The following is a 13767-nucleotide window of genomic DNA, read 5'->3' on the forward strand; positions in this document are numbered from 1 at the left end:
TGACTTGTTCCGATCGAGGATGCCAGGCTCGGTGAGACGCAGGCACGGCGCGCACCGCGACGGTGGACAACCCCTCAGCAGTCGCGATTGTGCAGGACGACTCGCGGCTCACCCGTCCGGGTGATGTCGTGAAACGGAGCCCATGTCAGCATGGGGGCATGACGGGCACGACCGCTTCGACGCCGCGCGCGTCCGTGCGGCTCGACCTGCTCGTGCCGGGGCTGCTCACGCTGATCCTGCTTCCGGTGTCGCTGGTCGCCCTCGCCCAGCAGCCGACCGCGCTCAGCCTGCCGTTCGCGATCGCCGCGGGCGCGCTGTTCGTGGCCCTGCACGCGGTGTCGTTCCTCGCGTCCCGGTATGCGATCGCGGCCTTCGCTGCGGCCAGCGTGATCATGCTGCTGCTCGCCCTGTTCCCGGTGGCGGCGGGTGTGACCACCGCGCTGTACCCCTCTGCGCTCGCCTACCTGGTCTGCGTCCATCAGGTCGCTGTGCGGGGCGAGTGGCGGTACGCGCTGCTCGCGATGGGCACTGCCGTCGTCGGCTCGGCTGTCGTGGCGCTCATGGCACCCGAGCTGGTCGATCCGATCTGGAGGCTGGGCGCCTTCCTCGGGCTCGTCGCCGCGAATGCCGCGGCATGGGCGTTCGGCCTGCTGCAGCGCCTGCGCCGCGTGCAGGCGGCGGAGCAGCAGGAAGCGCGGGTGCGCGCGGCGCTTGCCGACGAGCGGGCGCGCATCAGTGCCGAGCTGCACGACGTGGTCGCGCACTCGCTGACGGTGATGATCGCGCAGGCCGAGGTCGCCCGCGGATTCCTGCGCGAACAGCCCGAGGTCGGCGAACGCGCCCTGGACGTGGTGCTGGACAGCGGGCGCGATGCGCTGCGCGGGATGCGAGGAATCGTGCGGGATGACGCGCCGCTGCAGCCCGCGGAGGGTCTCGAATCGCTGGGCGATGTCATCGGTGGCGCCCGAAGCCCCGAGACCCGCGTCGACCTGACCGAGGACGGCGCCCGCCGACCGCTCGCGGCTCCCGTGCTGCTCGCACTTCTTCGCGTGGTGCGCGAGGGGCTGACCAACGCGATCCGGCACACCCTTCCGCCCCGCAGCGTGCGAGTGCGCCTGGAGTGGGGGTCCGAACTGACGGTCGTGATCGACGACGACGGCGGATCCGGGGCATCCGGCTCCCGGCTCGGCACGGGCACCGGGCTCGCCGGGCTCGCCGAGCGCGTGCGCCTGGTGGGCGGCACGCTCGAGTCGAACCGGTCCGGGGGCGGCTGGCGGCTGCGCGCCGTGCTGCCGGTGGAGGAGGCCCGATGACGGTGCGGGTGCTGCTCGCCGATGATCAGGAACTGCTGCGCGAGGCGGTCGCGATGATGCTCGGCAGAGATGAGCGCATCGAGATCGTCGGGTCGGTCGGCTCCGGCGACGAGGCGATCTCGTTCGTGCAAGCGCGCGCCGTCGACGTGGTGCTGATGGACGTGCGGATGCCGGGGACCGACGGCATCGCCGCGACCGCTGAAGTGCGGCGCATCCGGCCCGGCATCCGGGTGCTGGTGCTGACCACGTTCGACCTCGACGAGTACGTGTTCGGCGCGATCCGCGCCGGAGCGAGCGGGTTCCTCACCAAGGACGCCACTCCGCAGGCCGTCGCCGACGCGGTGGTCGCGGTGGCGGCGGGAGAGGCGGCGATGGGGGATGCCGCGATCGCGGCCATGGTGGGATTCGTGCGCCAGGGCGCGGCGACCGGTGACGCGGATGCCGCGCTGACCGCACTGAGCCCTCGGGAGCAGGACGTGCTGCGGCTGCTGGCCTCCGGCGCCGGCAACGATGTGATCGCGCAGCGGCTGTTCGTGTCGCAGAACACGGTGAAGACGCACGTGAAGGCGGTGCTCGCCAAACTCGGTCTGCCCGACCGGCTGCACGTGGTCATCTGGGCGTATGAGAACGGCATCCTGCGACCCGGCGGCGCGCAGGGGAGTCACCCGCAGGGTGAGGGCGATCGCCCCTGCGGGCGACGCGGAGGCGCCACGGCGATTCCTACCGTGAGGGGATGGAACTGAGAACGAGAACGATCCTCTCTCTGCTGGCGGCGCTCTCGGCCGCCGTGATCACCGCGCTGTCGCTGCTGCGCCTCACCGTGCCCGCGGTCGCCGACTGGTACGCCGGGATGCCACCAGGGCTGCTCGACCGCGTCGTGGACGGCGGCGCCGCCGCACTCATCGGGCTGCTCACCGGGGTGGCGGGCGTGGTGGTCTCGATCGTGCTCCTGGCCCGCGCCCGCGGTGCCGAGTCGCCGGCCGCGCTCGGCGTGATGTCGGTGGTGGTGACCGTCGCGGTGCTGCTGCTCTCGCCAGGCGGGATCATCCCGGTCGCCGGGTACACGTTCGCGTTGACGGCGCTCGGCATCGTCATCGCGGGTGCTCTGCTGCTGGCGATCCGGCATCCGCTGGTCGGGATCGTCGTGATCGGTGCACTCGTCGCGGTGGGCGTGGTCGCGGCGATCACCCTCGACGGAGCGCCGCTGCCGGCGATGCTGGTCACGTCGCTCGGCGAACAGCTGCCCAGGATCGCGGTGACGCTCGCGCATCTCGCGCTGGCCGCCACGATCGTGCTGGGGGCGATCGGCGACGGACGCGACGGACGCGGGCGCGTCGCACGGTGGGTGCTGGCGCATCGCACTGCGATCACTGTGGTCGCCGCCTGCTGCGCACTGCCGTATGCGTTCGTCCGGGCGACCTGGCTGACCCCGTGGCCGCTGTTCGGCGGCGACCGCGGCGAGTTCACTGCGCACCCGGACATGCTCATCACCGGCTTGATGCTCGGCTTCGGGATGCTGATGGCGGGCGTGCTCACGCTCGGTCTGGTGCGGCCGTGGGGCGAGCGGTTCCCGCGCTGGTTCGCCGGGCTGGGTGGACGGCCGGTGCCGGTCGGGCTGCCCGTGATCGCCGCGATGACGGTGTCGGTGCTGTTCATCGCCGGTGGGGCGGAGTTCATCGTGCAGATCGCGGAAGGGCAGTTCACCCTCGCTCCGGAGGCCGTCTTGGAGTTCCTGGTGGTGTTCCCGTTCTGGCTCTGGGGTCCGACGCTGGGGCTGGCGGCCTGGGGCTATGCGATGCACCGCGCCGGTCGCGGGGCGGTGGTCGACGCCGAGGCGGATGTCGCGCCGGATGCCGGATTCTGCTCGCACGGGCTGCACGAGCTCGAACTGAGGGAGAGCCGCGAGGCGTGAGGTGCCCGCATGCTCTCGGGTCAGGCGGGCATCCTCATCCAGGCGTCCGTCCTGACCCGCCAGCCGAGTGTGCCGAGGCGGGCGAGCAGATAGACACCGAAGAAGGCGATTGCGAGCCAGACGAGGCCCGCGGTGCCGGAGACCCCGGTGGCGGCGATGATCCAGAGCGCGGGCAGGAAAGGCACGAGGTTCAGCACGCCGACGACCGCGAGGTACCTCGCGTCATTCGCGCCCATCAGCACTCCGTCGAGCACGAAGACCACGCCGGCGACGGGCTGGGCGACCGCCAGCACGATGAGGGCGGGCTGGATGAGGGTCGCGAGGGCGGCGTCGCCGGTGAACAGCAGCCCGAGCACGCCGGACAGCGCGGCGACGATCGCGCCGACGATGGCGCCGAACCAGGCGCCCCAGGCGACGGTGCGGCGCAGCACGTGGTGCACCTCGCGGTCGTCGCCGGCGCCGAGTGACTTGCCGATCAGCGCCTGCGCGGCGATCGCGAGGGCGTCGAGGGCGAACGCGGCGGTGGAGAACATGGTGAAGACGATCTGCCAGCCGGCGAGCTCGTCGGTGCCGATACCTGTGGCGACGCCGACGGTCGCGAGCAGGGCGACGCGCAGGCTGACGGTGCGCAGGAAGAGCCAGCCGCCGGAGCGGGCGGTGCCTCGGATGCCGTCGCGCTGCGCGCGCAGCGAGGCGCCGTGCCGGCGGGCGAGGCGCTGCACGACGAGAGCGTAGGCGCCGACCATGCCCCACTGGGCGAGCACGGTTCCGAATGCCGAGCCGGCGATGCCCCAGCCGAACCCGTAGATGAACAGCCAGTTCAGCAGGGCGTTCGCGGCGAAGCCGAGACCGGCGATCCAGAGCGGGGTGACGGTGTTCTGCATGCCGCGCAGCAGGCCGGTGGCGGCGAACACGATGAGCATCGCGGGCAGCCCCCACATCGAGATGGAGAGGTAGATGCGGGCTTCGGATGCCACGGCTTCGGAAGCTCCGAACAGGGAGACGAGCCAGGGTGAGGCGAGCGCGCCGACCACGGCGAGCACCGCGCCGAGGCCGAGCGCGAGCCACATGCCGTCGATGCCGGCCGAGACGGCGTCGCCGGGCCGGCCGGCGCCGAAGCGGCGCGCGACCGCGGGGGTGGTGGAGTAGGCGAGGAACACCATCAGGCCGACGACGGTCTGCAGCACGGCGCTGGCGATGCCGAGGCCGGCGAGCGGCACGGTGCCGAGGTGGCCGACGAGCGCCGCGTCGACGATGAGGAACAGCGGTTCGGCGACGAGCGCCCCGAGTGCGGGGACGGCGAGCCGCAGGATCTCGCGGTTCAGGGGCGGGGACGGCACGGGTTCGAGCCTATTGGAGTACGGGGACGGTACTTCCTTTCGCCTGGGGGATCGGGAGCCCGGAGAGACCGCAGGTCGGGGGAGCGGGGATGCTGATCTCTCAGGACGCGGGGACCTGAGAAGCCGGGTGCAGGGCGCCTGCGCGCCGGGCTCTGGGTCAGGATCCGGGGGTGTTGTCGGGCTGCGGCGCGTTCGCGCTGAGCCGGGGGCGGAGGGCGATTGGGTGCCCGGGGTGCCTGCGAGCCGTGCCCTGGGTCAGGATCCGAGGGCGTCCGCAGTCACGCCCCGCCCCCCGCGAGAGCCGGGGAGGCCCGCGCTCCGGGTCCGACGTGGATCACGCCGCGATCGCGTATCGAGCACGCCCTCCGAGGCGGGGCCTGCGGGACGGGTCGACGTGCGGAGGCGGAACGAACCAGACGTGCGCGGCCGTGCCGGTGCCGTCGATGCGGATCTCCCAGCCGTTGTCGTGGATGCGATGGTGGCAGCTCTCGCAGAGCAGGACGCCGTTGTCGAGGTCGGTGGGGCCCGCGTCTCGTTCCCACCAGCGCAGGTGGTGGGCCTTCGTCATGCCTGGTGGAAGGTCGCACATCGCGCATCCGCCGTCGCGTTCGGCCAGGGCGAGCTTCTGTGCCCTGGTGAAGAGTCGCTTCTCGCGACCCCAGTCGAGGATCTCGCTGCCGGAGCCGAGCACACAGGGGATGACGCTGCCACCGGCTGCCATTCGCCGCACGGCGCTGACGCTGATCGGGGCGTCGGCGCCGTCGATGGTGCCGTGGCCGGTTCCGGAAGTGAGGTCTTCGAGTCCGATGCGCACGATCACTGTCGCGCCGTGCAGCGGAACATCCGTGTGGGAGCAGGCGAGCATGTGCTGGCAGAACAGGGTGAAGGCGTCGGCCTGCATCATCTGGACGGTGCGGTGGTCAGCGTCGGGCCCGTCGGGGTCGACCGCGTCTTTGCGGGCGGCGAACTGACCCGAGACGTAGCCCTGCACCGCGGCACGGATCGGCGCGCCTTCTTCGACCGGGGTGACCAGGTGCACGTGCAGGTTGCCGTCGCGTTCGAACATCGTCGCCGACCGTCGGGCGCGGCGCTCTTCTTCGGAGGGTTCGATGCCGTCGGGATCGAGGTGAGCCTCAAGATTCACGACCAGTTTGCGCACATTGTCCAGTGACTGCCCTGCGGCACGGGATGTGAGGAACTCTTCGGCCTCGGCCGTCTTCTCGGTGCCGACCTTGATGCGCACCCGGTCGAGCATGGCGATGATCTGCGCCGCGGCGACCATGCTCAGGTCGCCCGAGGCGATGCCCTTCTGTAAGAACGGGTACTTCGCCGGCAGCTTCTCGCCGAGCAGGTTGGAGCGCGGAGCGATCGCCTCGCCGACCTTCACGAGCTGCGCCGCCTCGCCCGTGGTTCCGCGGGTCGATGCTGCGATCAGCTGTGTGGTGCTGCGGTAGCCGTGCTGTTTTGCCAGGCCATCCGGGCCGAGTTCGGTCCGTGATTCGTGTGAGATCTCGGCTGCGACCTCGGCGAGCAGGGCATCCATCTGGCGGCGCGCCAGCGTGAGTTCCTCGCTCGCGCGCATCAGTTGATCGCGAGTCATCTCAGTCGCGTCCGCAGCCTCCGCCCACGCCGTCTCGAGACCGGTGACGGTCTCGAGAAGTGCGGTCAGGTGCTGTGCCATGCCTCCAGGATATCGAACAGAACTACGAAAGACAAGGAGAATAGACAGACTTGTGTACGAATATTTCAGCTAAGCAGCCAGGCGCGGATGCTGGCGATGTCGGCAGTATCCGAGGAGTCCTCCTCGACCGCGTCATCCAGCTCGCGTCGCTTGGCCGTCAGGCGGCTCTCGGCACCGCGTGATGACAGGACCAACATGGTGAAGGGAAAGGTCCACGCCAGCATCCGGTGCTGGAATCCATGGCGCTCTGCCCCGCGCTGGATCGCACGCCCCAGCCACATGGAGAACAGGAACACCAGGAGCAGCAGCGCGAGGAGGGCGATGTCCGCGTACCAGCGTGGCGCAGCGCGGAACGGTGCTACCAGGGCCGCGCCACCCAGAAGTGCCATTCCCAGGCTCGACATGGTGTGCGCGAGCCAGGCGAGGCCAGCGATCATTCGCTGCTGCGGTTTCGCGTAGCCGGGGACATCGATGACCATCGTGAGCGAGGCGACGAAGAGAGCCAGAGCCAGAGCCGCCGTCGGACCGGGGAACGATGGAATCGTGACATCCACGAGCCACGCCAGGCCCGTGATCGCCACGGCAGGCACGAACAGCCCGACGGAGCCGATCGCCCACGGACGTTCGCGCAGGGTGCTGGTGAAATCCTCGGCACGGAACGCGACTTCGCGCTCGAGGTCATGAAGCTCGACGGTCAGTCGCTCGAGCGGGTCGCGCAGAAGGTAGTAGCGGCCGGCCAGCACTCCGCCGGCGACGACGAGTGCCGTCGCAAGCCCGGTGAACACGACCGCCGCGATGGGCAGCGTCGTCAGCGGCCGCACCGTGAATGCCCAGCCGACACCGATTCCCGCGGCGAGCAGCCAGGCGGCGCCGGTTGCGGCGGCGGTCGTCACCGTGATGCCGGCGACCCAGTTGCGTACCGACTGCTCACCGGCGCCTCCACTGTGCAGACGGGGCGAGGTGAGCAGCTGCACGCCGACGAACATCATCCCGAGCGCCAACGCGAACCACCATGGCTCGGAGGCGAACGCCCAGCGCATCCAGTCGGCGCCGGCTTCGCGTAGGGGGATGTCGAGCACTCTCCCGGTGATCGCGGTCACTGCGATCAGCGTGAGCAGCGCGAAGAACGTCAGCATGCCCATGAGTACGGCGCTCTTGCCGAGCGTGTGATGTCGCCGCGACGCTGTCATGGTCCCCCCTCGAAGCGACTCTATGTCCGGCATCCGACGTTGACGGCGGAATGTCGGCCGGGCATCCGCCGTTGAACCCACCATGATCGCAGCACCCGACCGCCTCGCTGACGCCACCAGTATGGGCGCGGTGACTCTGCTGGTCGGCGACCTCGACGCGATGACCCGGTACTACCGCGACGTCGTCACGCTGCAGGTGCTCGCCGCCGAACGCGACGCCGTGACGCTCGGCCGGGCGGGGAATCCGATCGTCGTGCTGCGTCATGAGGCGGGACTGCGGCACGCGGCATCCGGGTCTGCGGGGCTGTACCACACGGCCATCCTGTTCGAATCGCAGGCCGCGCTCGCCGCCGCCGTGCATTCGGTGGCCAGGAACGCTCCTGGTACGTTCACCGGCAGCGCGGATCACCTGGTCAGCCAGGCCTTCTACTTCACCGACCCGGAGGGCAACGGCATCGAACTGTACTGGGACCGGGCCCGCACCGAATGGTCGTGGACCCACGGGCAGGTCGAGATGGCGACGCTGTACCTCGACCCGAACGCGTACCTGGACGAGCATCTGACCGAGGCCGTTCTGCAGGGGTCAACGGCTCAGGACGCGGCATCCGTCGGTCACGTGCACCTGTCGGTGGGGGATGTCGCGACGGCGAAGAGCTTCTACGTCGACGCGCTGGGCTTCGACGCGACGGCGTCGCTCGGCACCAGCGCCCTGTTCGTCAGCGCCGGTGGGTATCACCACCACATGGCGATGAACGTCTGGGAATCGCGCGGTGCGGGGCCCCGGATGCCGGCACTCGGACTGGGCAGGGTAGATCTGACGCTTCCCGACGCCGACGCGCTCGGCGCGCTGACCGAGCGGCTGCGCGACCACGGCTTCGCGGTGCGTGACGACGGCCGCACGGTGAGCTTCGACGACCCGTGGAGCAATCTGCTGCAGGCATCCGTCGGCTGAGCCACCACCCGGTCATCCGCGTAGGCTGGCAGCAGCGGAGGTGCAGGATGACGGATCCGAAGGATGAGCAGGATGCTGCGGCATCCGCCCCTCGTGGCTCTGCGCTGAACGCGCAGAACATGGCCGAGCAGGTGGAGACCGCGATCCAGGTCGCGATCCGGCAGGGGGCGTTCGACAATCTGCCCGGTGCCGGCAAGCCGATCGAGGGACTGGGCACGCACCACGACCCGGACTGGTGGATCCGGCGCAAGATCGAGACCGAGAACCTGACCGGTCTGGGACCGCCTGCCATCCTGCTGCGTGCCGAGGACCGCGAGATGCAGGCGACGCTCGACGGGTTCCGTCGCGAGGAGGACGTCCGCGCGCACCTGGAGGAGTTCAACCGGCGCGTCATCGAGGCCCGGCGACAGCTGCTCGGCGGCCCGCCGGTCGTCACGAAGACACGCGACGTGGATGCCGAGGTCGCGGCCTGGCGTGAGCGCCGGTCGCGCGCCACGGGTCGATGAGCATCCCCACGCCGTACCTCCCCGCCGCCGGCACCGCCAGCACCACTGCGCTCAGCAGCACCATCACGGGATACTGATCGACCAGCTGGTCCGAGCCCCAGTAGAGCATCAGCGTCGCGATCGACGTCAGCGCGGCGAGCCGAGTGAACAGCCCAGCGATCAGCACGACCCCGAGCAGCACCTCGAGCGCGGGGATCGCGAACCCGAACAGCACCGGAAGCGCCTGCATCCCGGCATCCAGCGGACCGAACCACCAGGGCGTGCGCGGGTTGCGCGCCGCCCCGTCGGCGACGAGCAGGATGTCGGATGCGCCGAACCCCGCCCGGTACTTCTCGATGCCCTCGAGCAGCCAGAGCATGCCGACCGCGACCCTGGCCGCGCCGCCGATCAGCGGCCCGGCCAGGGCGGCGCTGGGGGTCATGACAGCTTCGCCGCCCCGAACACGGCCTTCGCCTTGTCGCAGTGGATCACGACGTAGGAGTACTTCGAGACGTCGACGTCGTCGATCATGAACGTCTGGGATTCCTGGTCGAAGGCCACTGCGTCGACCAGCATCCCCTCGCCGACGGCCGCCTCGTCGGTGCCGTTCGTCAGGTACACGTGCAGGTCGGGGCCCTCATCCGACGAGAAGCCCGAGAGCACGACCTTCCCGTCCTCGACGGTCGCATCGCCGCTCACGGCCTTCCCGTTCAGGCCCTCGAACTTGCCCGAGACCTTCGCCATCATCATGTCGTCTGCCGAAGCCGACGGTGCCATGCTCTCCTCGCTCATCGGCGTGCTGTCCTTCTCCATCGCGCCGGGCGAGCTGCAGCCGGCCAGGGCGAGGCCGAGGGCGAGCAGAGCGGTCGCGATCGCAGGGGTCCTGCGCATGATGTTCTCCTTCCGCCGGGCGGCGGGATGCCGCACTCGAAGCGTGTGAACGACGCTAGGAAGCGAACGGATGCCGGTGGGCGGAGCTTTCAGAACCGTAAGGACCCTCGTTACGAGGCATCCGCCGATTAGCGTTGTCGACATGGAGCAGCCGAACCGCGTCGTGGTCGTCGAGGACGACCCGACCGTTCGCGGTGCGGTCGGCGACTACCTGGGCAGGCACGGCTACGTCGTCGACACCTTCGGCGATGGGGTGTCCGCGCGGGACCACCTGCACGCGAGCCTGCCCGATCTGGTGATCGTCGACCGGATGCTGCCCGGGATCAGCGGGGATGAACTGTGCCGCGACATCCGCTCCCGCAGCGACGTGCCGATCATGATGCTCACCGCGCTCGGCGAAGTGGAGCAGCGCATCGAGGGACTCGAATCCGGTGCCGACGACTACGTGCCGAAGCCCTTCGCGCTGCGCGAGCTCCTCCTGCGCGCGGATGCCCTGGTGCGCCGCACCAAGGCGGCACCGGCGCCGGCGGCCTTCGCGGCCGGCGACTTCGAGATCGACGCGGCCCGCCGCCGGGCGCGCGTCCGCGGTGACGAGATCTCCCTGACCGGCCGCGAGTACGAGCTGCTCGTGTTCCTGGTCGGCAACCCCGACCGCACGCTGGCGCGCGAGGAGATCCTGCGCGAGGTGTGGGGCTGGACGGTCGGCGACGCCTCGACGGTCACCGTGCACGTGCGGCGGCTGCGCGAGAAGATCGAGCGGGATCCGCGCGAGCCGCGATACCTGCACACCGAGTGGGGCGCCGGGTACCGGTTCTCGGTCACCGGGAGCGCGGACTGATGCCGGAGATGATGCCGCTCGGCGCGGCGGACGTCCTGCTCATCGCCGGCACCAGCCTGCTGTGCACCGCGGTCGTCTCGGCGCTCGGCCTGCTCGTGCTGCGCGGGATGCGCCGCAGCACCCTGCTGGTGCAGCTGCTCGTACTGGCATCCGTCGCCGCCGTCTCGCTCACCTTGTCGGTGCTGGCGATCTCGCTCGAGATGTACATCTCGCCGCACGACCTCAGCGTGCTGGTGTGGGTGATCGGCATCTCGCTGCTGTTCAGCCTCGGCGCCGCCTGGATCCTCGCGCGCCTCATGCGCGGGCGGATGTCGCGGCTCGCCGCGGCGGTGCGGCGCGTGGGGGAGGGGGATGTCGTCGCCCCCGGTCCGCAGGGGTTGCGCGAGTTCGACGAGCTCTCGACCGAGCTGGCGGACGTCTCCACTCGGCTGCACGCCGCCCGCGAGGAGCTCGAGCAGCTGGACTCGGCACGCCGGCGCTTCTTCGCCTGGATCTCGCACGACCTGCGCACCCCGCTGACCGCGGTGCGCGCGCTCTCGGAGGCGATCGAGGACGGCGCGTCCTCGCATCCAGAGCGGTACGCGGGCGACGTGCGCGCGCAGGTCGAGACCATGAGCCGGATGGTGGACGACCTGTTCGAGCTCTCGAAGCTGACCTCCGGGACGGTGCAGCTGCGCACCGAGCAGGTCGAGCTGCTCGACATCGTCTCGGATGCGGTCGCGGATGTGCGCGCCGCCGCGGACGGGCACGGCGTGCGGATCGTCCAGCGCGGCGTCGAGGGGCACGTGCTGTGGGCGGACCCTCATCAGCTCGGACGGATCATCGTGAACCTGCTCACCAACGCCATCCGGCACGCGCCCGCCGGCAGCGAGGTCCTCGTCACGGCGGCCGAGGTCGACGACGGCCGTCTCGTGCTCGGCATCCTCGACCACGGCTCCGGCGTCGCCGTCGAGGATCTCGACCGCATGTTCGAGGTGGGCTGGCGCGAGGATCCGGCACGGTCCGCGGGTGCGGACGACCCCGTGGCATCCGGAGCAGGGCTCGGGCTCGCGATCGCCCGAGGCCTCGCCCGCGCCCACGGCGGCGATGTCTACGCGGAGCGCACCGACGATGGCTTCCGGATGAACGTCCTCATGCCGACGGACGCCATCCCGGTCGTTGAGTGAGCGACGCAGGTGCTCGTTGAGCGGAGCGACGAAGGAGCGGAGACGAAACGCAGAGACGAAGCGTCGTGAGGTTCCTGGGCGACGTGGGCGTTTGGTCTCGCTGCGCTCGCTCAACGACCGGTGGGTAAGCAGGCGCCGCACGCCCGCCAGTAGGCTCATGCCGTGACCCCCGACCCCGTCGAACCCGCTGACCGCGCCGGCATCGTCACCCGCGTCCGGCGCGCCGCCACGCACTGGCTGGCGCGGATGCCGTGGCCGGTCGGCGCCACCCTCAGCCTCATCGCGATCGCCCTCGGCGTCGTGCTGATCATCCGACCGACGACCTCGCTCGGCGTGCTCGCGATCCTCATCGGCGCCGGTCTCATCGTCGCGGGAGTGCTCGAGCTGCTGCTGCCCGGCATCCGTCGTCCGCGACTTCGGATGCTGCTCGCGATCGCGATGGTGGTCATCGGGCTCGTCGTGCTGATCCTGCCCGGTCTCACCGTCCGCGGGCTCGCCGTGGTCGTCGGAGTGGCCCTGATCGCCCGGGGCGCGATCGGCATCGCGATCGCCCTCGCCGAGCGCGGGCTCACCCTTGACCGGCGCATCTCCGAGACACTGCTCGGCGCCGCGGCGATCGTCTTCGGCATCCTCGCCCTCGTCTGGCCCGACATCACCCTGCTCGTCGTCGCGGTCGTGTTCGGCGCCACGCTGGCGCTCACCGGGATCGGTGCGCTCATCGCCATCGTGTGGAAGCGTCGAGCAGAAGGCGAACCACGCACCGACGAACCACGCACCGACACCGTCGCGCGCCGCTGGATGCGCACCATCGGCGCGGTCTGCGCCGTCGCGCTCGCCGCCGGCGCCCTCGTCGCGAGCGTCACGCTGCGCGAGGGCAGCCCCGTCGTGGACGAGTTCTACGTCGCACCGCGCACGGTGCCGGGCGAACCGGGCGAGCTGATCCGCGCCGAGCCGTTCACTCGGGGTGTCCCCGACGATGCCGTCGCCTGGCGCATCCTCTACACGACCACCCACGGCGACGGCAGCCCGGCGGTCGCGAGCGGCATCGTCGTCGCGCCGGATGACGAGGACGCCCATCCGGTGATCGCCTGGCATCACGGCACCACCGGTTTCGACCGGTCCTGCGCGCCATCGCTGGCCACTGACCCGTTCGGCTCCGGCGCGATGTTCGTGCTCGACGACGTGATCGCTCGCGGCTGGACGATGGTCGCCACCGACTACATCGGCCTCGGCACCGAGGGGCCGCACCCCTACCTGATCGGCGAGGACAGCGCGCGCGCCGAGCTCGACGCCGTCCGCGCCGCCCGCGACCTGGACGGCACGCGGCTCACGAAGCAGACTGTCGCGTGGGGTCACTCTCAGGGCGGCGGCGCGGCGCTGTGGAGCGGCGTGATCGGCGCGGACTACGTCCCGGACGTGCCGCTGGACGGCGTCGTCGCGCTCGCGCCGGCGAGCGACCTGACGGCGCTCGTCGCGCACCTGCCCGACGTCGACGGCGGCAGCGTGTTCGCCTCGTTCGTGATGAGCGGGTACAGCGGGATCTATCCGGATGTCAGGTTCAGCAACTACATCCGCCCGGGCGCCGAGGTCACGGTGCGCGAGATGTCGAGACGCTGCCTGGCGGCCCCCGACATGCTGGTCTCGGTGCTCTCCGTGCTCGCCCTCACCGACGACCCCGAGATCTTCCGGAAGGACCCGGCGACCGGCCCGCTCGGCGAGCGGCTGACGCAGAACATGCCGCCCGCCCAGTCCGAGGTGCCCGTGCTGCTGGGGCAGGGGATGTCGGACGATCTGATCCGCTTCGACATGCAGTCCGCCTACGCGGCCGGGCAGTGCGGGGCGGGGACGTACATCGACTTCCGCGGCTACGACGGCCGCGACCATCTCTCGCTCGTGGCCGCCGATTCTCCGGCGATGGACGACGTCTTCGCCTGGACGGCCGACCGGCTGGACGGCGTGGAGGCGTCGGCCGCCTGCGCCGCGGGCTGAACGTCGGCCG

Annotated in this window: 13 protein-coding genes; 8 read left to right on the forward strand and 5 right to left on the reverse strand. The window is 70.7% G+C overall.

Annotated features, from left to right (window positions below):
• Nucleotides 1–158 precede the first annotated feature (158 nt).
• From L2X99_RS15925 to L2X99_RS15935, 3 genes are read left to right on the forward strand one after another with little or no spacing between them, the layout of a single operon-like run.
• Nucleotides 159–1313: a sensor histidine kinase gene (locus L2X99_RS15925; protein ID WP_236125904.1), complete on the forward strand. Its 1155-nt coding sequence runs from the start codon at nt 159–161 to the stop codon at nt 1311–1313.
• Nucleotides 1310–2056 carry a response regulator transcription factor gene (locus L2X99_RS15930; RefSeq protein WP_236135382.1) on the forward strand — a complete coding sequence of 249 codons (747 nt, stop codon included), beginning with the start codon at nt 1310–1312 and terminating at the stop codon, nt 2054–2056. The genes L2X99_RS15925 and L2X99_RS15930 overlap by 4 nt, the downstream gene beginning before the upstream one ends.
• A complete protein-coding gene (locus L2X99_RS15935; RefSeq protein ID WP_236125902.1) occupies nt 2047–3225 on the forward strand; it encodes a hypothetical protein in 1179 nt (392 codons plus the stop codon). The genes L2X99_RS15930 and L2X99_RS15935 overlap by 10 nt, the downstream gene beginning before the upstream one ends.
• 20 nt (nt 3226–3245) lie before the next feature.
• Here L2X99_RS15935 and L2X99_RS15940 read toward each other — a convergent pair whose 3' ends face one another.
• From L2X99_RS15940 to L2X99_RS15950, 3 genes are all read right to left on the reverse strand, one after another.
• Nucleotides 3246–4565 carry an MATE family efflux transporter gene (locus L2X99_RS15940; protein ID WP_236125901.1) on the reverse strand — a complete coding sequence of 440 codons (1320 nt, stop codon included), beginning with the start codon at nt 4563–4565 and terminating at the stop codon, nt 3246–3248.
• Between the two features lie 334 nt (nt 4566–4899).
• Nucleotides 4900–6246, reverse strand: coding sequence for an HNH endonuclease signature motif containing protein (locus L2X99_RS15945; RefSeq protein ID WP_236125900.1), 1347 nt, complete (start codon nt 6244–6246; stop codon nt 4900–4902).
• 65 nt (nt 6247–6311) lie between these two features.
• Nucleotides 6312–7436, reverse strand: a complete 1125-nt coding sequence (locus L2X99_RS15950) for a hypothetical protein (RefSeq protein WP_236135383.1) — start codon at nt 7434–7436, stop codon at nt 6312–6314.
• A gap of 82 nt (nt 7437–7518) precedes the next feature.
• On the opposite strand from L2X99_RS15950, the gene L2X99_RS15955 reads away from it, so the two are divergent.
• Nucleotides 7519–8388, forward strand: coding sequence for a VOC family protein (locus L2X99_RS15955; RefSeq protein ID WP_236125898.1), 870 nt, complete (start codon nt 7519–7521; stop codon nt 8386–8388).
• Nucleotides 8389–8435: 47 nt separating this feature from the next.
• Entirely contained in the window at nt 8436–8894 is a 459-nt protein-coding gene (locus L2X99_RS15960; RefSeq protein WP_236125897.1) for a J-domain-containing protein, read from the forward strand.
• Here the strand turns inward: L2X99_RS15960 and L2X99_RS15965 are convergent.
• Both L2X99_RS15965 and L2X99_RS15970 read right to left on the reverse strand, forming a co-directional pair.
• Nucleotides 8821–9315 (reverse strand): DoxX family membrane protein, encoded by a 495-nt coding sequence (locus tag L2X99_RS15965; RefSeq protein ID WP_236125896.1) that lies wholly within the window; start codon nt 9313–9315, stop codon nt 8821–8823. The genes L2X99_RS15960 and L2X99_RS15965 overlap by 74 nt on opposite strands.
• On the reverse strand, nt 9312–9764 hold the full coding sequence (locus L2X99_RS15970) for a DM13 domain-containing protein (protein WP_236125895.1): 453 nt from the start codon (nt 9762–9764) through the stop codon (nt 9312–9314). The genes L2X99_RS15965 and L2X99_RS15970 overlap by 4 nt, the downstream gene beginning before the upstream one ends.
• Nucleotides 9765–9906: 142 nt before the next feature.
• Between L2X99_RS15970 and L2X99_RS15975 the strand changes: the two genes are divergently transcribed.
• From L2X99_RS15975 to L2X99_RS15985, 3 genes are all read left to right on the forward strand, one after another.
• Entirely contained in the window at nt 9907–10602 is a 696-nt protein-coding gene (locus L2X99_RS15975) for a response regulator transcription factor (RefSeq protein ID WP_236125894.1), read from the forward strand.
• Nucleotides 10602–11768 (forward strand): sensor histidine kinase, encoded by a 1167-nt coding sequence (locus L2X99_RS15980; RefSeq protein WP_236135384.1) that lies wholly within the window; start codon nt 10602–10604, stop codon nt 11766–11768. The genes L2X99_RS15975 and L2X99_RS15980 overlap by 1 nt, the downstream gene beginning before the upstream one ends.
• 162 nt (nt 11769–11930) lie before the next feature.
• Nucleotides 11931–13757: a lipase family protein gene (locus L2X99_RS15985; protein WP_236125892.1), complete on the forward strand. Its 1827-nt coding sequence runs from the start codon at nt 11931–11933 to the stop codon at nt 13755–13757.
• The last annotated feature ends 10 nt before the right edge of the window (nt 13758–13767 follow it).

This window comes from Microbacterium sp. KUDC0406, assembly GCF_021582875.1.
GTDB lineage: Bacteria > Actinomycetota > Actinomycetes > Actinomycetales > Microbacteriaceae > Microbacterium.

Excerpts from the sequence above, each read along its gene's own strand:
- L2X99_RS15925 (WP_236125904.1), top strand. The coding sequence starts at position 159 with ATGACGGGCACGACCGCTTCGACGCCGCGCGCGTCCGTGCGGCTCGAC.
- L2X99_RS15930 (WP_236135382.1), top strand. The coding sequence starts at position 1,310 with ATGACGGTGCGGGTGCTGCTCGCCGATGATCAGGAACTGCTGCGCGAG.
- L2X99_RS15935 (WP_236125902.1), top strand. The coding sequence starts at position 2,047 with ATGGAACTGAGAACGAGAACGATCCTCTCTCTGCTGGCGGCGCTCTCG.
- L2X99_RS15945 (WP_236125900.1), bottom strand. The coding sequence starts at position 6,246 with ATGGCACAGCACCTGACCGCACTTCTCGAGACCGTCACCGGTCTCGAG.
- L2X99_RS15950 (WP_236135383.1), bottom strand. The coding sequence starts at position 7,436 with ATGACAGCGTCGCGGCGACATCACACGCTCGGCAAGAGCGCCGTACTC.
- L2X99_RS15955 (WP_236125898.1), top strand. The coding sequence starts at position 7,519 with ATGATCGCAGCACCCGACCGCCTCGCTGACGCCACCAGTATGGGCGCG.
- L2X99_RS15960 (WP_236125897.1), top strand. The coding sequence starts at position 8,436 with ATGACGGATCCGAAGGATGAGCAGGATGCTGCGGCATCCGCCCCTCGT.
- L2X99_RS15965 (WP_236125896.1), bottom strand. The coding sequence starts at position 9,315 with ATGACCCCCAGCGCCGCCCTGGCCGGGCCGCTGATCGGCGGCGCGGCC.
- L2X99_RS15970 (WP_236125895.1), bottom strand. The coding sequence starts at position 9,764 with ATGCGCAGGACCCCTGCGATCGCGACCGCTCTGCTCGCCCTCGGCCTC.
- L2X99_RS15975 (WP_236125894.1), top strand. The coding sequence starts at position 9,907 with ATGGAGCAGCCGAACCGCGTCGTGGTCGTCGAGGACGACCCGACCGTT.
- L2X99_RS15980 (WP_236135384.1), top strand. The coding sequence starts at position 10,602 with ATGCCGGAGATGATGCCGCTCGGCGCGGCGGACGTCCTGCTCATCGCC.